The organism is Sphingomonas sp. DG1-23 (assembly GCF_030730875.1).
Taxonomy (GTDB): Bacteria; Pseudomonadota; Alphaproteobacteria; order Sphingomonadales; family Sphingomonadaceae; genus Sphingomonas.
In genome coordinates this window covers 61723-87306 of record NZ_JAVAMA010000013.1, presented here as the reverse complement: position 1 = coordinate 87306, position 25584 = coordinate 61723, and the positions used below count along the sequence as shown (strand labels likewise).

At 67.8% G+C, this 25584-nt stretch carries 28 protein-coding genes; 17 read left to right on the top strand and 11 right to left on the bottom strand.

The features are described from left to right. Positions 1–27 precede the first annotated feature (27 nt). The 4 genes from Q9Q95_RS18680 to Q9Q95_RS18665 all read right to left on the bottom strand — a co-directional run bounded on the left by Q9Q95_RS18680 (position 28) and on the right by Q9Q95_RS18665 (position 3702). Positions 28–342 carry a hypothetical protein gene (locus Q9Q95_RS18680; RefSeq protein ID WP_306098664.1) on the bottom strand — a complete coding sequence of 105 codons (315 nt, stop codon included), beginning with the start codon at positions 340–342 and terminating at the stop codon, positions 28–30. 29 nt (positions 343–371) lie between these two features. Then, positions 372–2588, bottom strand: coding sequence for a transglycosylase domain-containing protein (locus tag Q9Q95_RS18675; RefSeq protein WP_306098663.1), 2217 nt, complete (start codon positions 2586–2588; stop codon positions 372–374). A gap of 101 nt (positions 2589–2689) precedes the next feature. Further along, positions 2690–3070: a hypothetical protein gene (locus tag Q9Q95_RS18670; protein WP_306098662.1), complete on the bottom strand. Its 381-nt coding sequence runs from the start codon at positions 3068–3070 to the stop codon at positions 2690–2692. Positions 3071–3135: 65 nt separating this feature from the next. Beyond that, positions 3136–3702: an HNH endonuclease gene (locus Q9Q95_RS18665; RefSeq protein ID WP_306098661.1), complete on the bottom strand. Its 567-nt coding sequence runs from the start codon at positions 3700–3702 to the stop codon at positions 3136–3138. Between the two features lie 96 nt (positions 3703–3798). On the opposite strand from Q9Q95_RS18665, the gene Q9Q95_RS18660 reads away from it, so the two are divergent. Both Q9Q95_RS18660 and Q9Q95_RS18655 read left to right on the top strand, forming a co-directional pair. Beyond that, positions 3799–4770: a glutamyl-Q tRNA(Asp) synthetase gene (locus Q9Q95_RS18660; RefSeq protein WP_306098660.1), complete on the top strand. Its 972-nt coding sequence runs from the start codon at positions 3799–3801 to the stop codon at positions 4768–4770. 9 nt (positions 4771–4779) lie between these two features. Next, positions 4780–5010: a twin transmembrane helix small protein gene (locus Q9Q95_RS18655; protein WP_306098659.1), complete on the top strand. Its 231-nt coding sequence runs from the start codon at positions 4780–4782 to the stop codon at positions 5008–5010. A gap of 323 nt (positions 5011–5333) precedes the next feature. On the opposite strand, the gene Q9Q95_RS18650 is transcribed toward Q9Q95_RS18655, so the two are convergent. Then, positions 5334–5666, bottom strand: coding sequence for a PilZ domain-containing protein (locus Q9Q95_RS18650; RefSeq protein WP_306098658.1), 333 nt, complete (start codon positions 5664–5666; stop codon positions 5334–5336). A gap of 60 nt (positions 5667–5726) precedes the next feature. Next, positions 5727–6803 (bottom strand): winged helix-turn-helix domain-containing protein, encoded by a 1077-nt coding sequence (locus Q9Q95_RS18645; RefSeq protein ID WP_306098657.1) that lies wholly within the window; start codon positions 6801–6803, stop codon positions 5727–5729. Between the two features lie 64 nt (positions 6804–6867). Between Q9Q95_RS18645 and Q9Q95_RS18640 the strand changes: the two genes are divergently transcribed. Genes Q9Q95_RS18640 through egtD form a run of 3 tightly spaced genes read left to right on the top strand, consistent with a single transcriptional unit; the run spans position 6868 to position 9773 of the window. Next, entirely contained in the window at positions 6868–7425 is a 558-nt protein-coding gene (locus Q9Q95_RS18640) for a cob(I)yrinic acid a,c-diamide adenosyltransferase (RefSeq protein WP_306098656.1), read from the top strand. 51 nt (positions 7426–7476) lie between these two features. Beyond that, complete coding sequence (egtB, locus tag Q9Q95_RS18635; protein WP_306098655.1) at positions 7477–8793, top strand: ergothioneine biosynthesis protein EgtB; 1317 nt, start codon at positions 7477–7479, stop codon at positions 8791–8793. A gap of 2 nt (positions 8794–8795) precedes the next feature. Beyond that, entirely contained in the window at positions 8796–9773 is a 978-nt protein-coding gene (gene egtD, locus Q9Q95_RS18630; RefSeq protein ID WP_306098654.1) for an L-histidine N(alpha)-methyltransferase, read from the top strand. Here the strand turns inward: egtD and Q9Q95_RS18625 are convergent. Further along, positions 9770–10777, bottom strand: a complete 1008-nt coding sequence (locus tag Q9Q95_RS18625; protein ID WP_306098653.1) for a DUF1176 domain-containing protein — start codon at positions 10775–10777, stop codon at positions 9770–9772. The two genes, egtD and Q9Q95_RS18625, sit on opposite strands and share 4 nt — an antisense overlap. A 63-nt stretch (positions 10778–10840) precedes the next feature. Here Q9Q95_RS18625 and Q9Q95_RS18620 point away from each other — a divergent pair, with 63 nt between their 5' ends. Then, positions 10841–11710: a 3-hydroxyacyl-CoA dehydrogenase NAD-binding domain-containing protein gene (locus tag Q9Q95_RS18620; RefSeq protein WP_306098652.1), complete on the top strand. Its 870-nt coding sequence runs from the start codon at positions 10841–10843 to the stop codon at positions 11708–11710. On the opposite strand, the gene Q9Q95_RS18615 is transcribed toward Q9Q95_RS18620, so the two are convergent. Both Q9Q95_RS18615 and Q9Q95_RS18610 read right to left on the bottom strand, forming a co-directional pair. Further along, positions 11677–12138 carry a hypothetical protein gene (locus tag Q9Q95_RS18615; RefSeq protein ID WP_306098651.1) on the bottom strand — a complete coding sequence of 154 codons (462 nt, stop codon included), beginning with the start codon at positions 12136–12138 and terminating at the stop codon, positions 11677–11679. The genes Q9Q95_RS18620 and Q9Q95_RS18615 overlap by 34 nt on opposite strands. Further along, positions 12135–13433, bottom strand: a complete 1299-nt coding sequence (locus Q9Q95_RS18610) for a NupC/NupG family nucleoside CNT transporter (RefSeq protein ID WP_306098650.1) — start codon at positions 13431–13433, stop codon at positions 12135–12137. The genes Q9Q95_RS18615 and Q9Q95_RS18610 overlap by 4 nt, the downstream gene beginning before the upstream one ends. A gap of 131 nt (positions 13434–13564) precedes the next feature. Between Q9Q95_RS18610 and Q9Q95_RS18605 the strand changes: the two genes are divergently transcribed. From Q9Q95_RS18605 to Q9Q95_RS18575, 7 genes are read left to right on the top strand one after another with little or no spacing between them, the layout of a single operon-like run. After that, entirely contained in the window at positions 13565–14242 is a 678-nt protein-coding gene (locus Q9Q95_RS18605) for a queuosine precursor transporter (protein WP_306098649.1), read from the top strand. A 57-nt stretch (positions 14243–14299) separates the two neighbouring features. Next, positions 14300–15199: an acetylglutamate kinase gene (gene argB / locus Q9Q95_RS18600; RefSeq protein ID WP_306098648.1), complete on the top strand. Its 900-nt coding sequence runs from the start codon at positions 14300–14302 to the stop codon at positions 15197–15199. A 46-nt stretch (positions 15200–15245) separates the two neighbouring features. Next, positions 15246–15548: a YggT family protein gene (locus tag Q9Q95_RS18595; protein WP_306098647.1), complete on the top strand. Its 303-nt coding sequence runs from the start codon at positions 15246–15248 to the stop codon at positions 15546–15548. Then, on the top strand, positions 15545–15859 hold the full coding sequence (locus Q9Q95_RS18590; protein WP_306098751.1) for a DUF167 family protein: 315 nt from the start codon (positions 15545–15547) through the stop codon (positions 15857–15859). The genes Q9Q95_RS18595 and Q9Q95_RS18590 overlap by 4 nt, the downstream gene beginning before the upstream one ends. Then, the gene (gene folD / locus Q9Q95_RS18585) at positions 15856–16731 is read left to right on the top strand and encodes a bifunctional methylenetetrahydrofolate dehydrogenase/methenyltetrahydrofolate cyclohydrolase FolD (protein ID WP_306098646.1); all 876 of its coding nucleotides are present in this window, start codon (positions 15856–15858) and stop codon (positions 16729–16731) included. Before Q9Q95_RS18590 ends, folD begins: the two co-directional genes overlap by 4 nt. Next, positions 16731–17339 (top strand): hypothetical protein, encoded by a 609-nt coding sequence (locus Q9Q95_RS18580; protein ID WP_306098645.1) that lies wholly within the window; start codon positions 16731–16733, stop codon positions 17337–17339. Before folD ends, Q9Q95_RS18580 begins: the two co-directional genes overlap by 1 nt. Then, the gene (locus Q9Q95_RS18575; protein ID WP_306098644.1) at positions 17336–17977 is read left to right on the top strand and encodes a MarC family protein; all 642 of its coding nucleotides are present in this window, start codon (positions 17336–17338) and stop codon (positions 17975–17977) included. The genes Q9Q95_RS18580 and Q9Q95_RS18575 overlap by 4 nt, the downstream gene beginning before the upstream one ends. Here the strand turns inward: Q9Q95_RS18575 and Q9Q95_RS18570 are convergent. Continuing rightward, entirely contained in the window at positions 17946–19730 is a 1785-nt protein-coding gene (locus Q9Q95_RS18570; RefSeq protein ID WP_306098750.1) for an AcrB/AcrD/AcrF family protein, read from the bottom strand. The genes Q9Q95_RS18575 and Q9Q95_RS18570 overlap by 32 nt on opposite strands. A gap of 163 nt (positions 19731–19893) precedes the next feature. On the opposite strand from Q9Q95_RS18570, the gene Q9Q95_RS18565 reads away from it, so the two are divergent. Both Q9Q95_RS18565 and Q9Q95_RS18560 read left to right on the top strand, forming a co-directional pair. Next, positions 19894–20283 carry a GtrA family protein gene (locus Q9Q95_RS18565; RefSeq protein ID WP_306098643.1) on the top strand — a complete coding sequence of 130 codons (390 nt, stop codon included), beginning with the start codon at positions 19894–19896 and terminating at the stop codon, positions 20281–20283. A gap of 1 nt (position 20284) precedes the next feature. Further along, the gene (locus tag Q9Q95_RS18560; protein ID WP_306098642.1) at positions 20285–21013 is read left to right on the top strand and encodes a bifunctional 2-polyprenyl-6-hydroxyphenol methylase/3-demethylubiquinol 3-O-methyltransferase UbiG; all 729 of its coding nucleotides are present in this window, start codon (positions 20285–20287) and stop codon (positions 21011–21013) included. A 126-nt stretch (positions 21014–21139) separates the two neighbouring features. On the opposite strand, the gene Q9Q95_RS18555 is transcribed toward Q9Q95_RS18560, so the two are convergent. Continuing rightward, entirely contained in the window at positions 21140–22162 is a 1023-nt protein-coding gene (locus Q9Q95_RS18555) for a glycosyltransferase family 2 protein (RefSeq protein ID WP_306098641.1), read from the bottom strand. A 153-nt stretch (positions 22163–22315) separates the two neighbouring features. On the opposite strand from Q9Q95_RS18555, the gene Q9Q95_RS18550 reads away from it, so the two are divergent. Then, positions 22316–24535 carry a TonB-dependent receptor domain-containing protein gene (locus Q9Q95_RS18550; RefSeq protein ID WP_306098640.1) on the top strand — a complete coding sequence of 740 codons (2220 nt, stop codon included), beginning with the start codon at positions 22316–22318 and terminating at the stop codon, positions 24533–24535. Positions 24536–24540: 5 nt separating this feature from the next. Beyond that, positions 24541–25512, top strand: a complete 972-nt coding sequence (locus Q9Q95_RS18545) for a DUF6607 family protein (protein ID WP_306098639.1) — start codon at positions 24541–24543, stop codon at positions 25510–25512. Positions 25513–25584 lie beyond the last annotated feature (72 nt).

Sequence of the window (25584 nt, the reverse complement as noted above, 5' to 3'; positions counted from 1 at the left end):
CGCCGCCAAGGTCAACCGGCCGCAGCGCTAGCGCAGATACAGGCCCACCAGATCGTGTTGGCCGGAAGCGGTGCAGGCCACGCCGTTCGCGGCATAGCGCACGGTGATCGGGCGCGACGCGAGCAGCGCCGACATCGCGAAGGATGTCGTCGTCTCGAAGTCCGGATCGGCCCTGGTGATCACGCCGGAACCGCCATTGGTGTAGATGATCCATAGCGAGCCGTCGTCGCCGGTGAACAGGGACTGGACGTTCACCGGGCATTCGGTGACCGCCAGCGCGTGCTGCGGATACAGCAATGCGCTCAACGTCGTTGCCATCAAAGCTTTGGTCGCCTGCTTCATATGCCCCCCTTTGTTTCAGCCGCTACGCCTTACTCCAGTCGCCCGCGGCGCGGCGGCGGTGGCGGCGCGTCGCCGGGGAACTCCTCGTCCCCTTCCGGTGGAGCTTCCTCGTCGCGCATGCGGCGGCCCTCGTCGACTTCGGTCTCGATCGGCATGCCCTCGACGAACTCGCCGACGCTGTTGAACACGTCGTCGAGGGTCATTTCGTTGTCGGCCTCCGCCTCGACCACCGGCGCCGGCGGCAGCGACACGCCGAGCGCGCGGACCATGAAGTCGCGCCACACCCGTGCCGGGATGCCGCCGCCCGACAGGCCCGGAATCGGCGAATTGTCGTCGTTGCCGATCCACACAGCGGCGACCAGATCGCCGGCATAGCCGATGAACCACGCGTCGCGCGCGTCCTGCGTCGTCCCGGTCTTGCCGAAAGCGGGGATCGACAGCGCCGCGCTGCGTCCGGTGCCCGCGCTCACCACGCTGCCGAGCATCGAGCGCAGATCCTCGAGTTCGCCCCCCGGGATCCGCGTCGCCGAGCCCAGCCGCGCCGCCAGCCAGTCGTCGGCGGACTCGGCATCGTCGAGCCCGCGCGGGCGCACCGGATAGCTTCCGTTCGCCACCGCGACATAGGCTGCGGTCAGTTCGAGCAGCGACACCGTCGAGGTGCCCAGCGCGATCGACGCCTCGTTGGCGATCGGAGTCGAGATGCCGAGATCGCGCGCGGCGCGGATCACCTTGCCGACGCCGATCTCGTTGGTCAGCCGCGCCGCGACGACGTTGCTCGATTTGGCGAAGGCCTGGCGCAGGGTGATCTTGCCGGCATAGCGTCCGTCGTTGTTGGCCGGCGACCATTCGCCAATCGTCACCGGCGAATCGTCGACGATGCTGTCGGGAGTCATCCCCGCGCGCAGGGCCGCGAGATAGACGAACAGCTTGAAGGTCGATCCCGGCTGCCGCCGCGCCTGCGTCGCGCGGTTGAACGGGCTGTCCCGATAGCTCTTGCCGCCGACCATCGCGACCACCCGCCCGTCGGGGCGCATCGCGACCAGCGCGATCTGGGTCTTCTTCAGCCCCGCCCCGCGCACCGCGCGCTCGGCCGCCGCCTGGATGTTCGCCTCCAGCGTAGTCTTCACGGTCTGCTCGGTCGCCACCCCGCCGGCGCGGTCGCGCGCCTCGGGCAGCACCCAATCGGCGAAATAGGTGCCGTTGGGCAATTCCTTGTCCTTGCTCACCCTGAGCACTGCCGGGCGCACCCGCGCCGCCTCCGCCTCGCTCAGCGCGCCGCTGGCGACCATCGCGCCGATCACCAGTTTCTGCCGGTCGCGCGCGCCCTTGAGATTGCCGGTCGGCGCCAGCCGGCTCGGCGCCTTGACCAGACCGGCGAGCAGGCTCGCCTGACTGACCGTCAGCTTCTCGGGCGCCACGCTGAAATAATGCTGCGCGGCGGCGCGCAGGCCATAGACATTGTCGCCGAAATAGACGTTCGAGAGATAGCGCGAGAGGATCTCCTCCTTCGACAGCCACGCCTCGAGCCAGAAGGCGATCATCACTTCGCGCATCTTCCGGGTGACCGTCCGGTCGGAGGTCAGGAAGGCGTTCTTGGCGAGCTGCTGGGTGATCGTGCTGCCGCCCTGCGAGCGGCCGTCGCTCGTCGAATTGTGCAGGAAAGCGCGGAGGATGCCGCGCGGATCGATACCCATATGCCCGAAGAAGCGCCGGTCCTCGATCGCGACGAATGCCGCGGCGACATGTTTGGGCAATTTGGTCACGTCGACCGGTGCCGCGATCACCGCGCCGCGCCGCGCGATCGGCTTGCCCTCGGCCGAGAGCAAGGTGATCGAAGGCGGCGCCGGCGGCTGGAGCGACTTGGAGAGCGGCGCGGTCAGCGCCAGCCACGCCACCGCGAGCACGAACAACAGGATGAATCCGGCAATGCCCCAGCTCAGCCAACGCCAGCGAAAGCGGAACCGCCTGGGTATCGCCGGCAGGTTGGCGCCGCCCTCGCCCGAAGGCGGCAGTCCCTCGGGGGGCACGGGCGGCGGCGGGGCCGGGGGCGGCGCGGGGCGCCAGAACGGATCGGTGAGGCTGGGGCGCAATGCTTCGGGCGCCGGCTTGCCGACCGCCACCAGCGGCGCGGGATCGGCGTTCTTCGGGCGCCAGGCGCGCACCGGCGCCCCCGACGAATCCTCGCCCGAATCGCTCTGCCGCCGGAGCGGGAAGCGGATGTCGCCGGAGCCGGGTTCACGGGCCATCAGCGCCTCTTATCCACCTCTGGCCCTTGGGAAAAGCGATACGCCATAGTGTGTTGTTATTATAAGACAGCTCGCGCGGCAAGCTGCCCGGCGCCGCAGCTCTACTTCGTGCACCGCAGCAGGTCGGGCGCCGGGCTGTTCGGACCGTCGGCATAGCCCGCCGCGATCAGGCGCTTGCCGTCGGCCGACAGCCGCAAGGTCGCCGACACGGGCTCCTCGCCGTCATAGTTCGACAGGATGCCTTCGTAGCGGACGCTGTCGCGGCCGAGCAAAGTGACGCGTTTGATCGCCACGCTCTCCTCATACCAGCCGATCGTTTTGGCGCTGATCGTCATGCCGCCGGTATTGTCGCCGCTCTTCGAGCCGCACGCGCTCGGCCGGACCGCCCATTCGCCGTGGAAACGCGCCGGCATATCGTTCTCGGAAGCCGCAACCGGGCCGGCAACGCCGGCGAGAATCAGAACAGGGAACAGGATACGCATCTTCACTCCTCGTCGGCCGCACGCCCTATAGGCGCCACGCCGCGATTGCCCAGTCGGAACGGGGATCAGGCTTCGAGCTCGACGTCCCAATAGAGCCAGTCGCGCCAGGTCTGGTGGAGATAGTGCGGCGGGAAGCGCCGGCCATGCTCCTGCAGCTGCCAGCTGGTCGGGCGGATCGGCTCGATATGGAGCGGCATCGCCGCCTCTCTGGGTGTGCGTCCGCCCTTTTTGAGGTTGCACGGCGCGCAGGCAGTCGCGACATTTTCCCAGGTGGTGCGCCCGCCCTGGGCGCGGGGAACGACGTGATCGAAGGTGAGGTCGCGCTGGGTCCCGCAATATTGGCAGGAGAATTTGTCGCGGAGAAACAGGTTGAAGCGCGTGAAGGCAGGAAATTGGGAAGGTCTGACATATTGTTTGAGCGCGATGACCGAAGGAAGCTTCAGCCTCGCGCTGGGACTTCGGACCTCGCGTTCGTAATAGGAGACCACGTCGACCCGATCGAGGAACAGGGCTTTTATCGCGGTCTGCCATGGCCAGACGCTGAGCGGATAATAGCTGAGCGGCGTGTAATCGGCATTGAGGACGAGCGCGGGGCAACCATCGGGATGGCGGATCAGATCGGGATGATACATGCGCTCCCTCACCTGTTGCGGCCCCCGCTCCCTGGCCGGGAATGGTGACGGGCGCATGACAGCATATGCCGCGACTCGCGGTCAAGGGCCGGTTTGATGGTTGTGCACACCCGATTCGCGCCGAGCCCGACCGGGCGGCTCCATCTCGGCCACGCCTTTTCGGCGATCCGGGCGCATGATTTCGCGCGCGCCACCAGCGGCCGCTTCAGCCTGCGCATCGAGGATATCGACGGCACACGCAGCCGCCCCGAACATGTCGCGGCGATCCAGCGCGATCTGGAATGGCTCGGGCTCGGCTGGGACGGCCCGGTGACCTTCCAGTCGCAGCGGCTCGACCGCTATCAGGCGGCGCTCGATCGGCTGCGCGGCATGGGCCTGCTCTATCCCTGCTTCTGCACCCGCGCCGACATCGCCGCCAGCCTCTCCGCCCCGCACGGGCCGGAGGGGACGCTCTATCCGGGCACTTGCCGGGGGCTCGACGCGCCGGACCTGTCCCGCCCTCACAGCTGGCGGCTGGATGTGGAGGCCGCTCTGCAATTCCTCCCCGAGCTCGCTCGGGGAGGGGGACCAGCCGCAGGCTGGTGGAGGGGCGGCGGGCGAAGCTCGCCGGCTACGCCGGCAGCCCCTCCACCATCACTTCGCGATGGTCCCCCTCCCCGAGACAAGCTCGGGGAGGAGCTAATCTGGAACGACGCCCTCGCCGGCAAGATCCGCGCCGATCCCCTCTCGCACGGCGACGTCGTCCTCGCCCGCAAGGACGCCCCCGCCTCCTACCATCTCGCCGTCACCGTCGACGACGCCGCGCAGGGCATCACCCATGTCGTCCGCGGCAAGGATCTGTTCGCGGCGACCCATGTCCACCGCCTGCTCCAGGCGCTGCTCGATCTGCCGATCCCCGAATATCGCCACCATGACCTGCTGCTCGGCCCCGACGGCCGGCGCCTCGCCAAGCGCCACGGCGCACCGACGCTCGAGGCGATGCGGCTTGCCGGCGAAGACGGCCCCGCGCTCGCCGACCGGCTCCGCCAGGGTCTGCTTCCGGTTGGCTTCGCGTCGGCAAAGGCGTAGAGAGTCGCGATGACCTTCTTCCTCGCCGCCTTGCTCCTCGCCGCGATGCTCGCGGTGGTCTTCGTGCTCATCAAGGGTCTGGTCAACATGGCCCAGACCACCACCAGCGATCTCGAAGGCGAAGGCCCGAGCGAACGCGCGCTGCGCTCGAACAAATTGATGCAGCAGCGCATCCTGCTCCAGGCCGTGGCGATCGGGATCATCGCGCTGCTCTTGCTGATCCTCTCCGCCAAGGGCTGACCAGGGCCCAACGCTGAACCAAATTATCGTCATCCCGGAAGCCGATTTTCTTCAAATCTATGATTTGATCAGAAAAACGAGCTTTCCGGGATCCACCGGGAGGCATGTACCAGCGGCGGACTGAAGGCTTTCCAGCGTAAGACCTGCGGTTTTCCGGGAAAGCCTAAACATCCGGGATGACAAAGGGCTTGGGCGCGAACCCGCCCCCCTCAGCGGATCAGCATGACCACGCACCAGATCAGCGCGATCACCATCACGCCGATCAGCACCGCCAGTTCGAGATCGAGCAGGGGCGGACGGCGCATCGTCTCACCCCTTCAGGCTCACAAAAAGCCGAGATGCGTCACCAGCGACTGGTGGAGCGTGCCCTTGAACTTGAGCCCGACCACGCCCTCGCCCGCCCAGGCGACCCGCGCCGGCATCGGCGCGAGATGCGCGATCGCGATCCACACTTCGTCGCCTTCGTGCAGACCCCAGGTGTAGATCTTGCACCCCTCCACCGAGACGTCGGCGACCTCGCCCTTGATCCGGCGCACCTCGCCGCTGGCGCGGATCGTCGCGGTCAGCGCAGTGGGCGTGCGTGGATTGGTGCGGCGATCGGCCTCGGCCAATCGGCTTATCAGCGCGTCGTTTCGGTTGTCGTCGGTCGGGTTCATGGCGGACTCCCCTGCCTTCCCGATAGCAAGGCAGCGTTTACGCTCCGTCGCGCGACAAGCTTAGCGCGGGATAAACCGTGTTTCGCGCAGGCCATGGCGCGCGAGCAGCATCGCGCCGGCGATGCAGCCGCCGAACAGCGCGCCTTCGAGCCCCGCGGTCACGCTCTGGCTGACCGGTCCGAACCCGGTTTCGCCGAGCAGGCGCCCGATCGCGTCGAGCCGCAGCCGCGAGCCCGGCAGGGCCCGGGCGAGCAGATCGAGGCTCCCCGCCATCAGCCGCCCGCCCAGCAAGACCGTGGTCACGCCCCCTGCCCCGCCGGCCAATGCCGCGATCGCCACGCCGCGCCGCGTGGAGCGCGCGCGTACCGCCAGCCAGTTCGCGAGGCCGACGGCGCCGCCGAGCAGCGCCCCCTCGCCCGCGCCGGTGATGTCGCCGGGCGACTGGCCGAGCAACAGGCTGAACGCGTCGAGCCCGAGCAGCTTGACGATCGCGCCGACGAGCAATCCCCCGCCCGCGCCTCCGGCAATGCGCCATAGCCAGCTCCGCGGCGCGGCGGCTTCCGCAGCCGCGATCCCGAACGCGACCCCCGCGCCGCCGAGCAAAGCGACGAGCGTCGTCGCGCACAGCAACACCAGCAGCACCGAAATCGTCCCTATGCCCGGCTGAAGCGGCTGCGACGCGGCGATGAAGCCATAGATCAGCCCGCCGATCACGCCGGCGCCGCCCGCTCCGAGCGTGCCCGCACCGCCGACCAGCAGCAGCGCGCGCCCGAATCCCGGCGCCGCGGCCGCCTGCGGTGTCGCGGCACCCGGTCCCTCGACAGGCTCGACCGGGGCGATGAAGCGATAGCCGTGCTTGGGGACGGTCTCGATGAAGCGCGGGCTGACCGCGCTGTCGCCGAGCTGACGGCGCAAGGTGCGGATGCATTGGGTCAGCGCCTCGTCGGTCACCGGCACGCCGCGCCAGACCTCGCCGAAGAAGCGGTCCTTCGAGACCAGAGTGCCGGCCTCGCGCACCAGCAGCACCAGTGCGTCGAAATAGCGGCCGTTGAGCTCGACCGGCGCGTCGTCGCAGCGGAGCTGGCGGTCGCCGGTGTCGAGCCGGAAGCGATCGAAGCGGAAGCTGGCTGCGGTCATTGCCTCGGCATAGCCGCCACCGCCCCGATGGCCAATCGCGCGCGGGCGGCGTAGGACGGCGCCGATGGTCAAGCTCAACAAGATCTACACGCGTACCGGCGACGATGGCAGCACCGGGCTGGTCGACGGATCGCGCGTGTCCAAGGCAGATCCGCGCATGGCGGCGATCGGCGACGTCGACGAGGCGAACAGCGCGATCGGCGTGGCGCGCGCCGCGATCGGCCCGGGCGTCTTCAGCGAGATGCTCGCGCGCATCCAGAACGACCTGTTCGATCTCGGCGCCGATCTCGCCACCCCGCTCGCGATCGAGGGCGCGCTGCGCATCATGCCGGGCCAGGTCGAATGGCTCGAGGCGCGGATCGATCATCTCAATGCCGCGCTCGATCCGCTGACCAGCTTCATCCTGCCCGCCGGCGATCCCGCCGCCGCCGCGCTCCACCTCGCGCGCGCCGTAGTCCGCCGTGCCGAGCGGACCACCGTCGCCGCCGCCGCGCAGGTCCCGCTCGGCGCCGAGGCACTTGCATATCTCAACCGCCTTTCCGATCTCCTGTTCGTCGCGGCGCGCGCGATGAACCGGAACGGTGCCGGCGACGTTCTGTGGGTGCCCGGCGCTTCGCGTTAATCTGGGTTGATTTTCCTTGACGCTACGGCGGCCGCGCCGTAAAGGAACATAATGAGAACGGAGCGCGACGTACCCCCGGCTTCCTCCGCCCTCGCGTCGCGTTTCGCCGCGGTGCGCGCGCTCAGCGTGGATCTCATTGGATCGCTCTCGGATGCCGATGCGACGATTCAGTCGATGGACGATGCCTCGCCGGCCAAATGGCATCTCGCGCATACCACCTGGTTTTTCGAGACGTTCGTGCTGCGCGATCACGTTGTCGGCTACCGGCTATATGACGAACGCTGGCCGTTCCTGTTCAACAGCTATTACGAAGCCGAAGGACAGCGCCACGCTCGTCCGCGCCGCGGCATGCTGTCGCGTCCGTCGCTCGACGAAATCCTGCAGTATCGTGAAGCGGTCGACGCGGCGCTGATCGCCGCGCTCCCGCGACTTGCCGAGCCCGTTCAGGCGCTGATCCTGCTCGGCTGTAATCATGAGGAGCAGCATCAGGAGCTGCTGCTCACCGACGTGCTCCATCATTTTTCGGTCAATCCGCTCGCGCCTGCCTTGTGGCCGGGAGACCCCAAGGTCCCGGTCGCGATGCCCGGCCCGCTCGACTGGATCGCGTGCGTCGGCGGGCTCGTCGATATAGGCGACGCCGGCGTGTCAACCGCGCCGGACGAACCGCGTATCGTGTCAAGCGTGTCAACCGGCACCGGCCTGCATTTCGCGTTCGATTGCGAAGGCCCGCGGCATCAGGCGCTGTTGACGCCGCATGCGATTGCCAACCGGACGGTTACCAATGGCGAATGGGCGGCATTCATCGCGGATGGCGGCTATCGCGACGCGCGCCACTGGTTGTCCGACGGCTGGGCCTGGGTAAAAGCCGAGGCGATCGAAGCGCCGCTTTATTGGGAGCGGCGCGACGGCGGCTGGACTCGCTTCGGGCTCGACGGCCGCCGCCCGGTCGATCCTGCCGCGCCGGTCACCCATGTCAGCTTCTTCGAGGCCGATGCCTATGCCAGCTGGGCCGGCGCGCGGCTGCCGACCGAGTTCGAATGGGAAGCCGCGGCATCCGGCCATGATCCGAACCTCGGCAACCAGCTCGACCGCGCCGGTGCCGTCGAACCCCGCCCCTCGCCCGGCGGCCCCGCTTTCTTCGGCGATGTCTGGGAATGGACCGGCAGCGCCTATCGTCCCTATCCCGGCTTCCGCACTGCAGAGGGCGCGGTCGGCGAGTATAACGGCAAGTTCATGAGCGGGCAGTTCGTGCTGCGCGGCGGCAGCTGCGCGACGCCGCGCGGTCATGTCCGGGCGAGCTACCGCAACTTCTTCTATCCGCACCAGCGCTGGCAGTTCACCGGCGTGCGTCTGGCCAAGGATCTGTAACGATGCTCAAGCAGGAACTGGAGGATGGCGAGCGCGGGCTCGCCGATCCCAATTTCCGCGCCGATGTGCTGACCGGCCTCGCCGCGCAGCCGCGCGCGATCCCGGCGCGCTGGTTCTACGATCGCCGCGGTTCGGAATTGTTCGAGGCGATCACCGATCTGCCCGAATATTATCCGACCCGCACCGAGACGGCGCTGCTGATGCAGATCGGCCCGCAGCTCGGCGCGCTCGCGGCGAGCAACGCCGCGGTGGTCGAGTTCGGCTCGGGCTCGTCGGCCAAGACGCCGATCCTGCTGCGCGCCATCCACCCCGCGGCCTATGTGCCGATCGATATTTCGGGCGAGTTCCTCCGCCATTCGGCGCGCGAGCTGGCCAAGGGCTTCCCGGGGCTTCCGGTGCTCCCGGTCGAGGCCGATTTCCTGCGCCCGGTGCCGCTTCCGCACGAAGTCGCGGGGCTGCCCAAGCTCGGCTTCTTCCCCGGCTCGACGATCGGCAACATGCAGGCTTTTCACGCGGTCAATCTGCTCCGCGCGATGCGCGAATGGCTGGGCGAGGGTGCGCGGCTGCTGATCGGGATGGACCGGGTCAAGTCGCCCGACGTGCTGATCCCCGCTTATGACGATGCGCAGGGCGTCACCGCCGCGTTCAACCGCAATCTGCTCGAGCGGATCAACCGCGAGCTCGACGGGACGATCCCGGTCGAGGCCTTTCGTCACCGTGCGATCTGGAATGCCGACGCCGCCAGGATCGAGATGCATCTCGAGGCGCAGCGCGACGTGGCCTTCTCGGTCGATGGCCGGCCGTTCGAGATCGCGGCGGGCGAGACGATCCACACCGAGAACAGCCACAAATATGGGCCCAATGGCGGCCGGATGCTGCTGCGCGCCGGCGGCTGGACCCCGATCCGCGAATGGACTGATCCGCAGGACTGGTTCGGCCTGATCTTGTGCGAGGCGCAGCCGCTGCGGATGGCGCCCTAGCGCGCCGGCACCGCCTCGGCCTTCCAGGTCCGCAGCCAATTGGCCGAGCCGCGGCATTCGCCCATCGCCCGCGCCTCGACCAGCCGGAACATCGCCCCGTCCCAGACATAGGTTTCGGAAGCGCCGCAATCGCCGATCCCCCGCGCCTTGAGATGGCTCGAAAGCTCGGCCTTGGCCGGATCCCAGCCGGCATTGACCAAAGTCGCGATGCCCTCGGCCTCGGTCCAGCCCGGCACCTGATCGAAACGTGCGACCACTGCCTTGCCGCCGTCGATCACGAAGGGGACGCTCGAGAAATTATACGCGCCGCTGCCGCACGGGACCAACGCGAGTGTCTTGCCGCCGCCAAGCGCATAGGTCTCGGTCTGCGGGGGATCGCCCTCGCCGCCGGCATAGACGCTGTCGCAATCGGATTGCTTGCCCATCGCCGCACGCAGCGCCGCCGAGATCGCCGCCGGCTTGCCCACGGGGCGCACGAAAGCCACGCGCGGCGCCGCGGGCACGCCGGGCACCGTGCCCGCGGACGCCGTGCCTTTGGCGACGAGCGCGGTCGTGGTGCCGACCCGGCCCTGCTGCGCGTCGAAATAGCGCAAGGCCGCCGAAATGCCCTTCAGCGACGCCTGGCTCAGCGCCTTGTCGTCGCCGCGCAAAACGATTGCCTGCCCCTTGAGCATCGCCTCGGCCAGTTGCGTCGCCTGCGTGCCGGTGACGACGAGGCTCTTGCCGGCAAGCGTCCCGACCAGCATGGTCCGGCCGTCGATCTCGAGCCGATAGCCGCCGCGATATTCGGCGTCGGGCCAGATATCGATCGCCAGCGCCCCCGCCGCGCCGCCCTCCCGCGTGATCGCGATCTGCGGCACGGTGTCGAGAGTCTCGTCGGCCATCAGCGACGCCGCCTCGCAATATCGCAGATTGTCGCAGGCCACGGCCCAATCGCCGAACGATTTGACTTCGGTGGGGCCGGTCGCGGCCTGTGCCGCGGCGAGGAGCGCGAGGATCAGCATCGTCCAACTCTAGCCGAACCCGTCTCGCGGCGGTAGGTGGCGCGAAAGCGACGGAGACGGACGATGCAGACGATAGGCGTGATCGGTGCGGGACAGATGGGTGCGGGAATCGCGCAGGTCGCGGCGCAGGCGGGCTATACCGTATTGCTGTCCGATGTGGACCTCGCCCGCGCCGAAGCGGGCAAGGCCGGGATCGGCAAGCAGCTCGCCCGGCAGGTCGAGAAGGAAAAGATCGGCGTTGCCGAGGCCGAGGCCGCGCTCGCCCGCATCCAGCCGCTCGACAATGTATCGCGCATGGCCTCCTGCGAACTGGTGATCGAGGCGGCGACCGAGCGCGAGGCGATCAAGCGGACGATCTTCGAGACCGTCGGCAAGGCGTTGGGGCCCGACGCCATCCTCGCCAGCAACACGTCGTCGATCCCGATCACGCGCCTCGCCCAGGCCGCGCCCGATGCCAGCCGGTTCATGGGCGTGCACTTCTTCAATCCGGTGCCGGTGATGGGGCTGATCGAACTGATCCGCGGCCTCGCCACATCGGATGCGACCGTTGCCGCGGTCGAGAAGTTCGGCCAGTCGCTCGGCAAAAGGATCGTCCATGCCAACGACGCCCCCGGCTTCATCGTCAATCGCGTGCTGATGCCGATGCTCAACGAAGCCTGTTTCGCGTTGGGCGAGGGCGTCGCGACGATCCCCGATGTCGACGCCGCCTGCCAGCTCGGGCTCAATCATCCGATGGGACCGTTCACCCTCGCCGACTTTATCGGACTCGACACCTGTCTCGAGATCACCCGGGTGCTGTTCGAAGGCACCGGCGACCCGAAGTTCCGCCCTGCGCCGTTGCTGGTCAAATATGTCGAGGCCGGCTGGTACGGCCGCAAGACCAAGCGCGGCTTCTACGATTATTCGGGCGCCGAGCCCGTGCCGACGCGCTGAGGCCGGCGGTCGCGCGGGCCCGGCGCGATCCATTTGTCGGCGATCATCCGGTCGACCAGCGCGGCCGGAACGAAGTCGATCTGCGGCTCGGTGGTGAAGGCGAGCACGCCATGTCCGCCCTTGCGCGGCGGCGGCGGAGTCGGCGCTCCGCAGGGCATCGGGGCATGGTATCGGACATCGAGGACCGCACCGCGCCGAAGCGTGCCCTTATAGACGTGCCGGATCTCGAACCGGGCGCTCGCGTCGGCGCGGACCGCGATCACCACGCCCTCGACGATCTCGCGCGCCCCGCGGAAGGTCAGTTCGGCAAGCTGCGGCTCGCCGGGCGGCGGCGGTGTCGGCGTGCCGGGCGGCGGCGGCAGACAGGCCAGGGCCGGCGCCGCGGCGAACGCAGTCAGCCCCGCGCCGATCACGCGCATCATCTTCACGGAAGCAGCAATCCCGCCAGCGCCGCCGACATCAGATTCGCGAGGCTCCCCGCGATCAGCGCGCGGACCCCCAGCCTGGCGATCATCGGCCGCTGGTTGGGCGCGAGGCTGCCGGTCGCGGCCATCTGGATCGCGATCGAGCTGAAATTTGCGAAACCGCATAGCGCAAAGGTGACGATCGCCACGGTGCGCGGGGCGAGATCCTTCATGGTGCCGAGATCGATGAACGCGACGAACTCGTTGAGCACGACCTTGGTGCCGAAGAGCCCGCCCGCCTCGACCGCATCGTGCCACGAGATGCCGAGCAGATACATCACCGGCGCAAACACAGTGCCGATGATGCGCTGGAAGCTGAGATCCTTGAACCATTGCGCCCATTCGGCATTACCGCTGGCATAGACGATCCAGTTGCCCGCGCCGCCGAGCAACCCGTTGGCGAGCGCGACCAGTGCGACGAAAGCCAGCACCATCGCGCCCACCGCGACGGCGATCTTGACGCCGGTCGACGCGCCGGTCGCCGCGGCCATGATCAGATTGGCGGCGCGCTCCTCCTCCAGATCGTGCTCGGCGACCTTGATCGCTTCGTCCTCGGGATCGTCGCCGAGCGGCAGTTCGCCGTTCGCCGACGCGAGGTCGTCGGGCATGATGATCTTGGCCATCAGCAGGCCGCCAGGCGCCGCCATGAACGAAGCGGCGAGCAGATAGGGGAGCGCCTGCGGACCGAGCAGGCTGGCATAGGCCGCGAGGATGGTGCCGGCCACGCCGGCCATGCCGACGGTCATCACCGCGAACAGCTGCGAGGGCGTCAGCCGTGCCAGATAGGGACGGATGACCAAAGGCGATTCGCTCTGCCCGACGAAGATGTTGGCGGCGGCGCACAAGGATTCGACCTTGGTCGTCCCCACCACTTTCTCGATTCCCCCGCCGATCCAGCGGATGACGAACTGCATCACGCCGAGATGGTAGAGGATCGACACCAGGGCCGCGAAGAAGATGATCACCGGCAGCGCGGCGATCGCGAAGCTCTGACCGCCCAATTCGGGTTTGGCGAGCGGGCCGAACAGGAAGCTGGTGCCGGCGCCGGCATAGCCGAGCAATGCGGAGACGCCGTTCGACAGGCTGTGCAGCGCCGCCTGGCCCCAGCTGGTACGCAGCACGAGCACGGCGACTCCGGCCTGCAGCGCGAATGCCGCCCCGACCACGCGCAGGCGGATCGCGCGCCGGTTGCTCGAAAGCAGCCAGGCGATGGCGAGAATCGCCATGATGCCGAAAATCCCGATCGGAAACTGAGTCATCCGCTGGTCCGCGCCCCCGAGCCGGCTCCCCGATTTGGCCAGCAAAACCGCGAGCATACACGCTGCGTGCGATCAGACCAGAGGGACCGCGGCATCTTTCCCGCCGCCCGGTTTGCCGCTAGCGTCCGCCGATGGAAATCCGGCCCAACATCACGCGCTCGCTGTTCTTTCTCTCGATTTTCTACGGCGGCATGGTCTGCATCGCCGGCGTGCTCGGCAACAAGCAGGTGTCGCTCGGGCCGATTTCGCAGATCGGCAATTGGGTCGGAATCGGCCCGCTCGCAGTCGAGGCCGGGATATTCGCCTTCCTCTTGCTGGTCGCGGTGTCGAGTGCGGTTGCCGAGCTCAACGGACCGGAAACCGCACGAAGGCTGGTGCTGTGGGGTTTCGTCCCGCTGGTCACGTCGGTTTTGCTCTCGCTGCTGGTGCTCGCTCTGCCGGCTTCGCCGAGCATGGAACCCGATCGGCTGCATGCCTTCGAGCTGATGATGTCGGGCACGCCGCGGATCTGGCTGGGCGGAATCGTCGCCTATGGCATCTCGCAGATCCTCAACGTCACGATCTTCAGCGCGCTCAAGAGCGGCGGCGGACGGATGCTGTGGCTGCGCGCGGCGATCGCGAGCATGCTCAGCCAGATCGCCGACACATTGATCTTCATCACCATCGCTTTTTACGGCGTGTTTCCGATCTCCGAATTGCTCGTCGGCCAGATGCTCACCAAGGTGGTGCTCAGCCTCGTGCTGGTACCGCCGTTGATCTATTTCTTCGTCGGCCTCGGCCGCTCGCTCGATCGCCGGCGTTCGCTCTGAAGGACCGGGCGCTCCGACGGGCTTGGGGCAACGGCAACTTTGCCCTAAGGGCGCGCGATGACCGATAACGCACCCGATCCCGCGCTGCTCGCCAAGGCCGAAACGCTCACCGAGGCCTTGCCCTATCTGCAGCGCTACGCCGGCGCGACCTTCGTCGTGAAATATGGCGGCCACGCGATGGGCGATCCCGAACTCGCGCGCGATTTTGCCGAGGATGTCGTTTTGCTCCAGGCCGTCGGGATCAATCCGATCGTCGTCCATGGCGGCGGGCCGCAGATCGGCGCAATGCTCAAGCGGCTCGGCGTCGAATCGCAGTTCGTCGGCGGCCTGCGCGTCACCGATGCCGAAACCGCGCGGATCGCCGAGATGGTCCTCGCCGGATCGATCAACAAGGAAATCGTCGGCTGGATCGGCCAGGCCGGCGGCAAGGCGGTCGGCATTTCGGGCAAGGACGCCGCGCTCGTCACTGCCGAGAAGGTGCGGGGCCGCGATCCCAATCCGCTCAGCGGAATCGAGCGTCATGTCGATCTCGGCTTTGTCGGCGAGCCGGTCGCGGTCGATGCCTCGATCCTGAAGTCGCTCGCGGCGCAGGGCTTCATCCCGGTCGTCGCGCCGATCGCGCTCGGCACCGACGGCCACACCTACAACATCAACGCCGACACCATGGCCGGAGCGATCGCCGGGGCATGCGGCGCCAAACGCTTCTTCCTGCTCACCGACGTGGCGGGCGTGCTCGACAAATCGGGCGAGCTGATGACCGACCTCGATCCCGCGGGCATCGCCGCGCTCAAGGCCGACGGCACCATCTCGGGGGGCATGATCCCCAAGGTCGAGACCTGCGTCGCCGCGGTCGAGGCGGGAGTCGATGCGGCGGTGATCCTCGATGGACGCGTGCCGCATGCGATGCTGCTCGAAATCTTCACGCGGCGCGGCGCCGGCACGCTGGTCCACGCCTGATCCACGCGCTATCTAGGCACCAATCACTTCTTTCGGAGCACCGGGTTTGATCCTGATCCTCGACATCCTCCAGATCATCCTGACGGTCATCTGGTGGATCATCATCGTCCAGGCTATCCTGTCCTGGCTGATCGCCTTCAACGTGATCAACACCCACAACGAATATGTCGGTGCGATCTGGCGCGCGCTGAAAACGATGACCGATCCGATCTACCGTCCGATCCGGCGGGTGTTGCCCGACTTCGGCGGGCTCGATCTCTCGCCGATGGTGGTGCTGGTGATCCTGCTGATCCTGCAGCAGGCAGTGATGCCCGCGCTCTACCGCATCGCGATCGGCGCGCCGCTCTGAGCCGCGCGGGCGCGGCCTGGACGCTGCGCCCCGACGGGATCGAAATCGCCGTGCGGGTGACGCCGCGCGCGTCCCGCGACAATTTCGCCGCTGGCACCGCGGAGCATTTCGCCGCGCGGCTGGCGGCGGCGCCCGTCGAAGGCGCGGCGAACGCGGCGCTGGCGCCTTTGGTGGCCAAGGCTTTCGGCGTTCCGAAGCGCGCAGTGACCTTGATCGCCGGCGACACTGCCCGGCTCAAGCGGCTCGCGATCGCCGGCGACGCGCATGCGCTGGCGAAGATCGCCGCCAGCCTCTATGGACGCGAGCCATGAGCGCAGCATTGATCGACGGCAAGGCATTCGCGGCGGGGCTTCGCGCCCGGCTTGCCGAACGGGTTCCCGCATTCCGGCAGACGACGGGCCGCGCGCCCGGGCTGGCGGTGGTGCTGGTCGGCGAGGATCCCGCATCGGCGGTCTATGTCCGCTCCAAGGGCAAGCAGACCCGCGAAGCGGGAATGGAGAGCTTCGAGCACAGGCTCCCCGCCGACACCGATCAGGCGACGTTGCTGGCCTTGGTCGACCAGCTCAATGCCGATCCCGTCGTCGACGGCATCCTCGTCCAATTGCCGTTGCCCGCGCATCTCGATGCCGACGAAGTGCTGCTGCGCATCGACCCCGACAAGGATGTCGACGGCTTCCACCCGGTCAATGCCGGCCGCCTCGCCACCGGACTGCCCGGCTTCGTCCCCTGCACCCCGCTCGGCTGCCTGATGCTGCTCGAAGACCGGCTGGGCGATCTTTCGGGGCTCGACGCCGTGGTGGTCGGTCGTTCGAACATCGTCGGCAAGCCGATGGCGGCGCTGCTGACTGCGAAGAGCTGCACCGTCACCGTCGCCCATTCGCGCACGAAGAACCTGCCGCACTATCTCAAGCACGCCGACATCGTCGTCGCCGCGGTCGGGCGCGCCCACTTCGTCAAGGGCGAGTGGCTCAAGCCCGGCGCCGCCGTGATCGACGTCGGCATCAATCGAACCGAGAACGGCCTCACCGGCGACGTCGATTTCGACAGCGCCGCGAGCGTGGCGGGGGCGATCACCCCGGTGCCCGGCGGGGTCGGCCCGATGACCATCGCGGTGCTGCTGCGCAATACCCTGGTGGCCGCGCACCGCCGCGAGGGAGTCGCGCTCGACGAGAAGGAGATCTGATGCTGGCCCTGCTCCTCCTGCAAGCCGCCGCGCCGCAGACCGCGATGGACGCCGAACGCGCCTTCAACGCCATGGCGCAGGAAAAGGGGCAATGGACCGCGTTTCGCGCATTCGCAGCCGACACCGCCACGATGTTCGTGCCCGAGCCGGTCAAGGCGCAGGAGTGGTTGAAGGACCGCAAGGATCCGCCGCGGTCGGTGGAATGGTGGCCGACGGAGATCTACGAATCGTGCGACGGCAAGGCAGCGGTCAGCACCGGCGGCTGGAACCGGCCCGACGGGTCGGTCGGCTATTTCACCACCGTCTGGCAAAAGCAGACCGATGGCGGCTGGAAATGGTTGGTTGACGCGGGCGACACGCTCGACAAGCCGCGGCCCCGGCCGTCCGAGCCGCGGCGCACCAGGGCGTCGTGCGAGCAGATGCTGATGTCCTCCACCCCGGCCTTCCCGGAGCCTGGCGTCAAAACCGGAGGCGATCAATCGCCCGACGGCTCGCTCAGCTGGGGCTGGAAAGTCACCTCTGCCGGCGCGCGAACCTTCAGCGCATCGACCTGGGATGGCCGCGATTTCGTCCGGGTCGTCTCCGACGAAGTCGCGGCCCCCAAATGATCGAGCTCTACATCTCCGCCTTCATCACCTTTTTCGTGGTGATCGATCCGCCGGGCTGCGCGCCGATCTTTGCCGGGCTCACTACCGGCGCGAGCGCGGCGCACCGCCGTGCCATGGCGGTGCGCGCGGTGCTCGTCGCCTCGGCGATCCTGTTCGGCTTCGCTCTGTTCGGCGAGGCGTTGCTGCGCGCGCTCGGCATCAGCCTCAATGCCTTCCGCATCGCCGGCGGGATCATGCTGTTCCTGATCGCGCTCGAAATGGTGTTCGAGAAGCGCACCGAACGTCGCGAGGACCGCGCCGAGAAGATCAAGGCCGACGAGATCGCCGACATCTCGATCTTCCCGATGGCGATGCCGATGATCGCCGGGCCGGGGTCGATCGCCTCGGTGATGCTGTTGATGTCGCAGTCGAACGGGCTCGCCAGCTCGGCGGTGGTGCTCGCGGCGATGGCGTCGATCCTCGCGCTGACCTTGCTCGCCTTGCTGATCGCCGGCCCGATCATGCGCGTCGTCGGCGCCAAGATCGAGGCGGTGGTGTCGCGGCTGCTCGGCGTCCTCCTCGCCGCGCTCGCCGCGCAATTCGTCATCGACGGGATCCGCGCGAGTTTCAGCGCCGGGGCGGCGCTTTCGGGGCACTGACCGGTACGTCGGGCAGGTCGTAGCGGATCCGCCACAGCCGGAACGGCGACTTTGCCGGCAGCGCGACCGGCTCGAGCCAGTTGGGCACCTCGCCGCGATGCAGCTGCCCATAGAAGCCGTTCGGGCTGCGCGAGCGATAGACCGTCGTCTCGGCCATGTTCGGGCAGATCAGCAGATAGCGCGCCTTGTGCCGCGCCGCGATCGGCCGAAAGCCGCTCGCCGGGCCGGTAAAGGCATGGTGCACCGCGAGGATCGCGTCGCCGTTGCGATGATAGGGGCCGGCAATTCCGTCGTGATGGGTGATCGTGATCAGCCGCGGCCCCATGTCGACATGGCTGAACAGGATCGCCCTGGGGATCGCGTCGAGCGGCCGCAGCGACGTTACCCGCGCGCAGGCGGCATTGGCTTGCGCGACCTTGTCGGGGCCGGTCTTGCCCGGCTTGCCCTTGTCCGCCGGCAGCCAGGGCAAGACGAGACCCGCGAACAGCCCCGAGACGATCAGGAACGCGATCGCCGATCCGAACACGCGGACCAGCATCGACGAGCGGCTCAGGAACCACGGCACCACCAGCCATGCCAGCGCGGTCGCGCCCGGCACGCTGAGCATCTGCGCGGCGGGTCCGGCGCGGATCTGCCAGAGCAGCATCGCCGCGGCGAACGCAGTGAACAGGGCGATCGCCGCCCACGCCACCGCCGCTTCGCTGCGCCGCGCCCGCCATGTCGCGACCAAGGCGCCGAGGATGCCGATCACCGGCAGAGCGGCGATCGGGAAGCCGGTCTTGAACGGGTGGCGGTAGATCGGCCGCGCCTCGCGGACATTGTTGAGCCAGGTCCGCGCCAGTTCGTCCGAGACCATTTCGGGGCGGCCGAGACATTGCGGGAAGAGCAAAACGAACCCCGCGACGATCGCGCCGCCTGCCGCCGCGGCCAGCGCAAGACGGATCCAGCGGTTTCCGAGGCTCGGCAGCGACAATGCGAACAGCAAGGTCCCCGCCGCGACCATCACGGTCAGCCACACCGGCGTCAGCGCGTCGCAGCGCAGCGCCTGATTGGCGTTCGACGCGAACAGCGCGAAGCCGAGCGCCGAACCGCCCGCGAGGCTGAGGCCATAGACCTGCATCCGCCGGGCATCGCCCGCATCCCATACCCAGCGCAGCGCGATGATCGCCCCCGCCATCGCGCAATAAGGCAGCATCTCGAGCCCGATGGTGAGCGACAGCGCGCTCGACAGCCCGACGGTCGCGCCGCCGCGCGCGCGCCGCGTGTCGGCGAGGCCCGCGACGGTCAGCGCGAGACAGGCGAGCTGCCAGCCATGATGATCGACGCGCAGCGGCGCATACATCAGCATGGTCGAGGTGCAGCCCATCAGGATGATCAGCGCCAGCGCCCAGGCCTGCGGCGCGACCAGCCGGCGGACAGTGAGGCTGAGCCCGGTCATCGTCACCGCCAGCGGCAGCAACGGCGCCAGTCCGCACGCCCATTTCTCTGCAGCCGCGGTGCCGAGGAACGGCTTGAGCGCCAGGATCAGCCCGGCGATCGGCAAATCGATGATGCGCGACCAGTGGATGTCGAACCCGCCCATCGCCGGATCGAGCCGATATTGGCGCAGATCGTACCAGCCCTGCCCGGCGAGCAAGGCGCGGACCTGCATCAGCCGCATATTGTCGTCGGTGTCGCCGAGCGCGAGCCAGTGGATATTGCCCTGGCGCTGCCACAGATACCAGGCGACCACGCCCAGCCAGAAGATCAGCATCCCCGCCAGCCAACGCCGGTCGAGCTCTTCCTTCGGGCGTAACCCGCTTAATCCGCTCAGCTTCAAAATGACTTCCCTCGCTCCGCGCTCCGCATTAGGGCGGCGCCCTGCGCGAGGGCAAGCTAGACTAGTGACCGCATTCCTGCATCGAATGGAATCTCTGATGGCCAGCGGCGTGCTCGGCCAGCTGATCCGTTTCGGCATCGCCGGCGGAATCACCACCGCGCTCTACACGCTCGTCTATTCGCCGCTCGCCGCGTTCAAGATCACCTCGGAGCAGGTCGCCAATATCTGCGGCTATCTGGTCGCGATGCTGTCGGGCTATCTGCTCCACAGCAAATGGAGCTTCCGCGGCCATAATGCCGAGGCGGCGCAGACGAGCTGGCGCTTCTTCCTCGTCTCGCTGGTGAGCTATGGACTCAACACCTTCTTCGTCTGGCTGCTGACCGACGATGCGGTGCTCGCCGGACCGTGGTGGTGGCCGCTGATCCCGATCCTGTTCGTCACGCCGCTGATCACTTTCGCGCTCAATCGCATCTGGGTATTCGGGTAACATGGACCGCATCGTCTACGAACGCATGGCCGCGCACGACACCACCCATTGGTGGTACCGCGCGCGCCGCGACATCCTCGCCGATTATCTGACGCGCTGGGGCGATCTGCCGAAAGATGCGCGGATCCTCGAGATCGGCTGCGGCACCGGGCACAATCTGCCGATGCTCGCGCGGTTCGGCGAGATCGATGCGATCGAGATCGACGAGACCGCCGGCGCCAAGGCCAGCGAGCGTCTCGGCAAGCCGGTCGGCACCGCGCCGCTTCCCGAGCTCCACGGCGTCGCTCCGGGCAGCTATGATCTGGTCGCGGTGCTCGACGTGATCGAGCATGTCGAAGACGATGTCGCGGCATTGAAGGCGATCGCTGCGGCGCTCAAGCCGGGCGGCAAGATCCTTATCACGGTTCCGGCACACCAATGGATGTGGAGCGCGCACGACGTGGTGAATCACCACAAGCGCCGCTATTCGAAATCGGGGTTCGCCGCCTTGCTCGCGAAATCGGGACTGCAGGGTCGCAAGCTCGGCTATTTCAACTCGCTGCTCTTCCCGGTCGCGGTCGCGGCGCGCTTCGCCGGCAAATTGATGGGCAAGGACGACAGCGACGATTCGCCGCCGCCCAGGCCGCTCAACACCTTGTTCGAAGGCATTTTCCGGCTCGAGCGGCATATGGTCGGGCGGATGCCGCTGCCGCCCGGACTGTCGCTGATCGCGCTGGCTTCGAAGAAGTAACGCGAAACGTGCCCCACGCGCTCCCCTTCCGCTTGCGGGAGGGGTCGGGGAAGGACGTGCCAATATTACGAAGTATCGTGAAGAGGCCAGCCCCTCCCTTAACCCCTCCCGCAAGCGGAAGGGGAATTACTCCGCCTCGCTCCGCACGGTCTGCGGCGAAACACTGACTTCGCCCGAATCCTCGAAGCGATACCCCAGCGACGCATGCCCGCGCACCGGTCCGGCGACGTCGGCAACCAGATAGAGCGGCCGCCGCTTCGACTCGACATAGAGCCGGCCGAGATATTCGCCGATCATCCCGAGCACGAACATCTGCACCGCGCCGAGCACGACGACGACGAGCATCAGCGAGGTCCAGCCGGGGATCGCCGCGCCGAACAGCCAGCCGACCAGAATGTAGAGCACGAGCAAGGCCGAGGCGCCGGTGAGCAGCAGCCCGACATGGCTGGCGAAGCGCAGCGGCGCGGTCGAGAAGCCGGTGATCGCGTCCAGCGCGAAGCGGATCATCTTGGCGAGCGGATATTTGCTCTCGCCGGCGTGGCGCTCGTGCCGGTCATAGGGGAAGGGCACCTGCTTGAATCCGATCCATGCGACCATCCCGCGGATGAAGCGCGCCTGTTCGGGAAGCGAGAGGAACGCATCGAGCGCGCGCCGGGTCATCAGCCGGAAATCGCCGGTGTCGAGCGGGATCGGCGTGTCGGTGATCCGATCGAGCATCCGATAGAAGAAGGCCGCGGTGATCTTCTTGAAGATCGTCTCGCCGTCGCGTTTGCGGCGCACCGCATAGACGACGTCGGCACCTTGGCTCTTCATCGCCGCGCGCATGTCGGTCAGCAATTCGGGCGGGTCCTGCAGATCGGCGTCGATGATCAATATCTCCTCGCCGGCGCACAGATCGAGCCCCGCAGTGAGCGCGAGCTGATGACCATGGTTGCGCGAGAGATTGATCGCCACGAGGTGCGGATCGCCTTCCGACAGCCGCTGCATCACTTTCCAGCTCGCGTCGCGCGAGCCGTCATTGATCAGGACGATCTCGTAATCCTGCCCGACACTGGCCTGCGCCGCTGCCGAAATGCGGCCGTGCAGCATCTCGAGGCACGCCTCTTCATTGTAGCAGGGGACGACGATGGAAAGCTTGGGCCTCTTCATGATCGGCCGCTGTAACGCGCTGTTGCTCTGGCGTCACATGAAAATCGGCTGCGCCCCGGACCGCGATCTACGCTCGTTACGGGGTTGACCCCGAACGGCAACCTTCCTACCCCGCAGATAATGCGAGTCAGTCGCAGTAGCGAAAGGGCGGAAATGAAGCGGTGGGCAACGGGGATCAGCGTTCTGGCGTGCGCCATGGCGGCGCCGGCGTTCGCCCAAGACGGGACGCAAGGCGGGTCGGCGCAGGGCGAGGAAGTGGTCGATCCGCGCCCGATCACCGTCACCGCGACGCGCCAGCCGCTCGCCACCGTCGACGCGCCGGCGACCGTCACCGTGATCGACGAACGCCGCATCGCCGACGAGCTGGCGACCGACATCAAGGATCTGGTTCGCTTCGAACCCGGCATCACCGTGCCGCGCGGCCCGGCGCGCTTCGGCGCCGCGCTCGGCGCCACCGGGCGCGCCGGCAATGAAGGCTTCGTCATCCGTGGTATTGGCGGCAATCGCGTGCTGATGCAGGTCGACGGCGTGCGCATGCCCGACGGCTTCGCCTTCGGCGCGCAGGCGGCGGGGCGCGGCGACTATGTCGATCTCGGGCTGGTCAAATCGGTCGAGATCCTGCGCGGCCCCGCCTCGGCGCTGTATGGCAGCGATGGTCTGGCGGGCGCAGTGAGCTTCGTCACCAGCGATCCGATCGACTTCCTGCCGGGCGGCAAGGCGATCGGCGGGCTGGCGCGCGCCGCGTGGAGTTCGGCCGACAACGAGTTCAGCGAGACCGCGATCCTCGCCGGCCGCAGCGGCGACCTGTCGGCGATGCTCGCGTACACCCGTCGCGACTGGTCCGAACTCGACAACAAGGGAACCGTCGGCGGCACCGGCGGACTGCGCACCGAGCCCAATCCGCAGGACGGCCGCTCGAACGCCCTGCTCGGCCGGATCGTCTATGCGCTCGGCAGTCATAAATTCCGCCTGACCGGCGAATATCTCGACACGCTCCTGACCAGCGACGTGCTGAGCGGGCTGACCCCCTCGGTCGAATTGCTCCGCGGCCGCGACACCGGCAAGCGCAAGCGGTTCTCGGGCGACTGGACGTGGCAGGGCGATGGCGCGATCGATTATGCCCATGTCGCCGCCTATTGGCAGGATTCCGAGGATCGCCAGTTCACCGACGAGGACCGCACCCCCGCGGCCGACCGCGAACGGCTCAACACCTTCGAGAATCGCGTCTACGGCGCGGCCGCCGAAATCCGCGGCGGCGTGGGCGGGGTGCGGCTGGTCGCCGGCGGCGACATCAGCTTCACCCGTCAAAAGGGGCTGCGCGACGGCGTGGTTCCGCCCGCAGGCGAGACCTTTCCCACCCGCGCCTTTCCCGAGACCGATTTCATGTTGGCGGGCCTGTTCGTGTCGGGCGAAGTCGCGCTCGGGCCGCTCACGCTCTACCCGGCGCTGCGCTTCGACGCCTATGATCTCGAGCCCGAGAACGACCCGCTGCTGCCGACCTTCCATGGCGCCGCGCAGGACGGATCGCGTGTCTCGCCCAAGCTCGGCGCGGTGCTGCGGCTCGGCGAGGCGTTCCGGCTGTTCGCCAATTATGCCGAGGGCTTCAAGGCGCCCTCGCCCTCCCAGGTGAACAATTTCTTCGAGAATCCGCCGGTCGGCTATATCAGCATCCCCAACCCCGATCTGCGCCCCGAGACCAGCCGCAGCATCGAAGGCGGGCTGCGCTTCGCCGGCAAATGGGCCTCGCTCGACCTGACCGGTTTCCATTCGGAATATCAGGATTTCATCGAGCAGGTCGAAACCACCGGCCTTCCCTTCCCGACACCCGGCAATCCGTGGATCTATCAATGGGTGAATTTGACCGGCGCCGAAGTGAGCGGGTTCGAGGCGCGCGGCGAAGTGCGCCCGACACCCGGCGTCAGCGCGACGCTGGCGCTCGCTTATGCCGATGGCTCGGCGGTGTCGGGAACCGGCGCCAGGTCTCCGCTCCAGTCGATCGATTCGTTCCGCGCCGTGCTGGGGCTCGGCTATGACGCTCCGGGCCGCGCCTTTGGCGGGCGGCTGGCCGCCACTTATGGCGGGCAAAAGAAGAATAAGGAGACGCAGGGATCGTCCTGCTATCCGCTGCCGACCGCCACGATTCCGGCGCCGCTGCCCAATTGCTTCCGCGGCGGCGACTATCTGGTCTTCGACGTCACGGCATATTGGCGGGTGCTGCCCGACGTGACGCTGCGCGCGGGCGTCTTCAACCTGACCGACCGCAAATATTGGCAATGGGCCGATATCCGCGGCCTCGCCAACAGTTCGCCGATCAAGGATGCCTATAGCCAGCCGGGCCGCAATGGCAGCGTCTCGCTGAGCGTCCGTTTCTGAGGGGAATGACGATGAAACGCCTTTGCTTCGCCGCCGCGCTGGCAGTGCTCGCGCCGCTTCCGGCCTTCGCGCAAGCCGTGCCCCTGGCCGCCCCGGCCGGATCGTTCGAGGCCGATCGCGCCGACATCCTCGGCATGGCGGGCAATTACAAGGTCAAGTTCGACATGCAGGAGGCGACCCCGTGGCGCGCCGACTACACCCCGATTCCGTCCAAGGTCTCGGGCGGGTTCGAGGCGGTGCGGGTGATCGAGGACAATGGCCGGGTGATCCGGCTCCAGCATCTGCTCGTCGTCGATGCCGGCGGCAAGCCGATGGTGATCAAGCATTGGCGGCAGGATTGGGAATATGAGCCCGCTCGCGTGTTGACCTATGCCGGGCCGGATGCGTGGCGCTGGACCGCGCTCTCGCCCGAGGCGCGCAAGGGCGTCTGGTCGCAGACCGTCTATCAGGTCGACGACAGCCCGCGCTACGGCGGCTGGGGCAAATGGGAAAGCGTCGGCGGGGTGCGCCGCTGGCAGTCGGGGCAGAGCTGGCGCCCGCTCGCCCGTCGCGACGCGATCCGCGGGCCGGTCTATGACCGCTATCTCGGGATCAACCGCCATGCCTTGTCCCCCGCCGGCTGGATCCACTGGCAGGACAATCTCAAGATGGGCGAAGTGAGCGGCGCGCTGACGCCGATCGTCCAGGAATATGTCCTCAACAGCTACACCAGGAATGACGGGTTCGAGGTGAAGGCGGCCGAGGACTATTGGGCCGCGACCAAGGGCTATTGGGCCGCGATCCGCGCCGAATGGGACCGCATCGCCGCGGCCAAGGGCGGCGTGCGCATCACCGAGGAGGCCGATCACGGCACGGTGATCAGCGGCCGGGTGCTCGAGATCGCCGACGAGATCCAGGCGGGCAAGACCAGCGAAGCCGATGCGATCCGCACCGCCAAAGCGCTGATGGATCAGGCGACCAGGGCGGCCGGGGGCTGAGCGATGCTTATCCCCTCCCTGCAAGGCTGGGGCGGGGGTGGGTCGAGCGTCGGACGGGGCTCGATGTCCCGG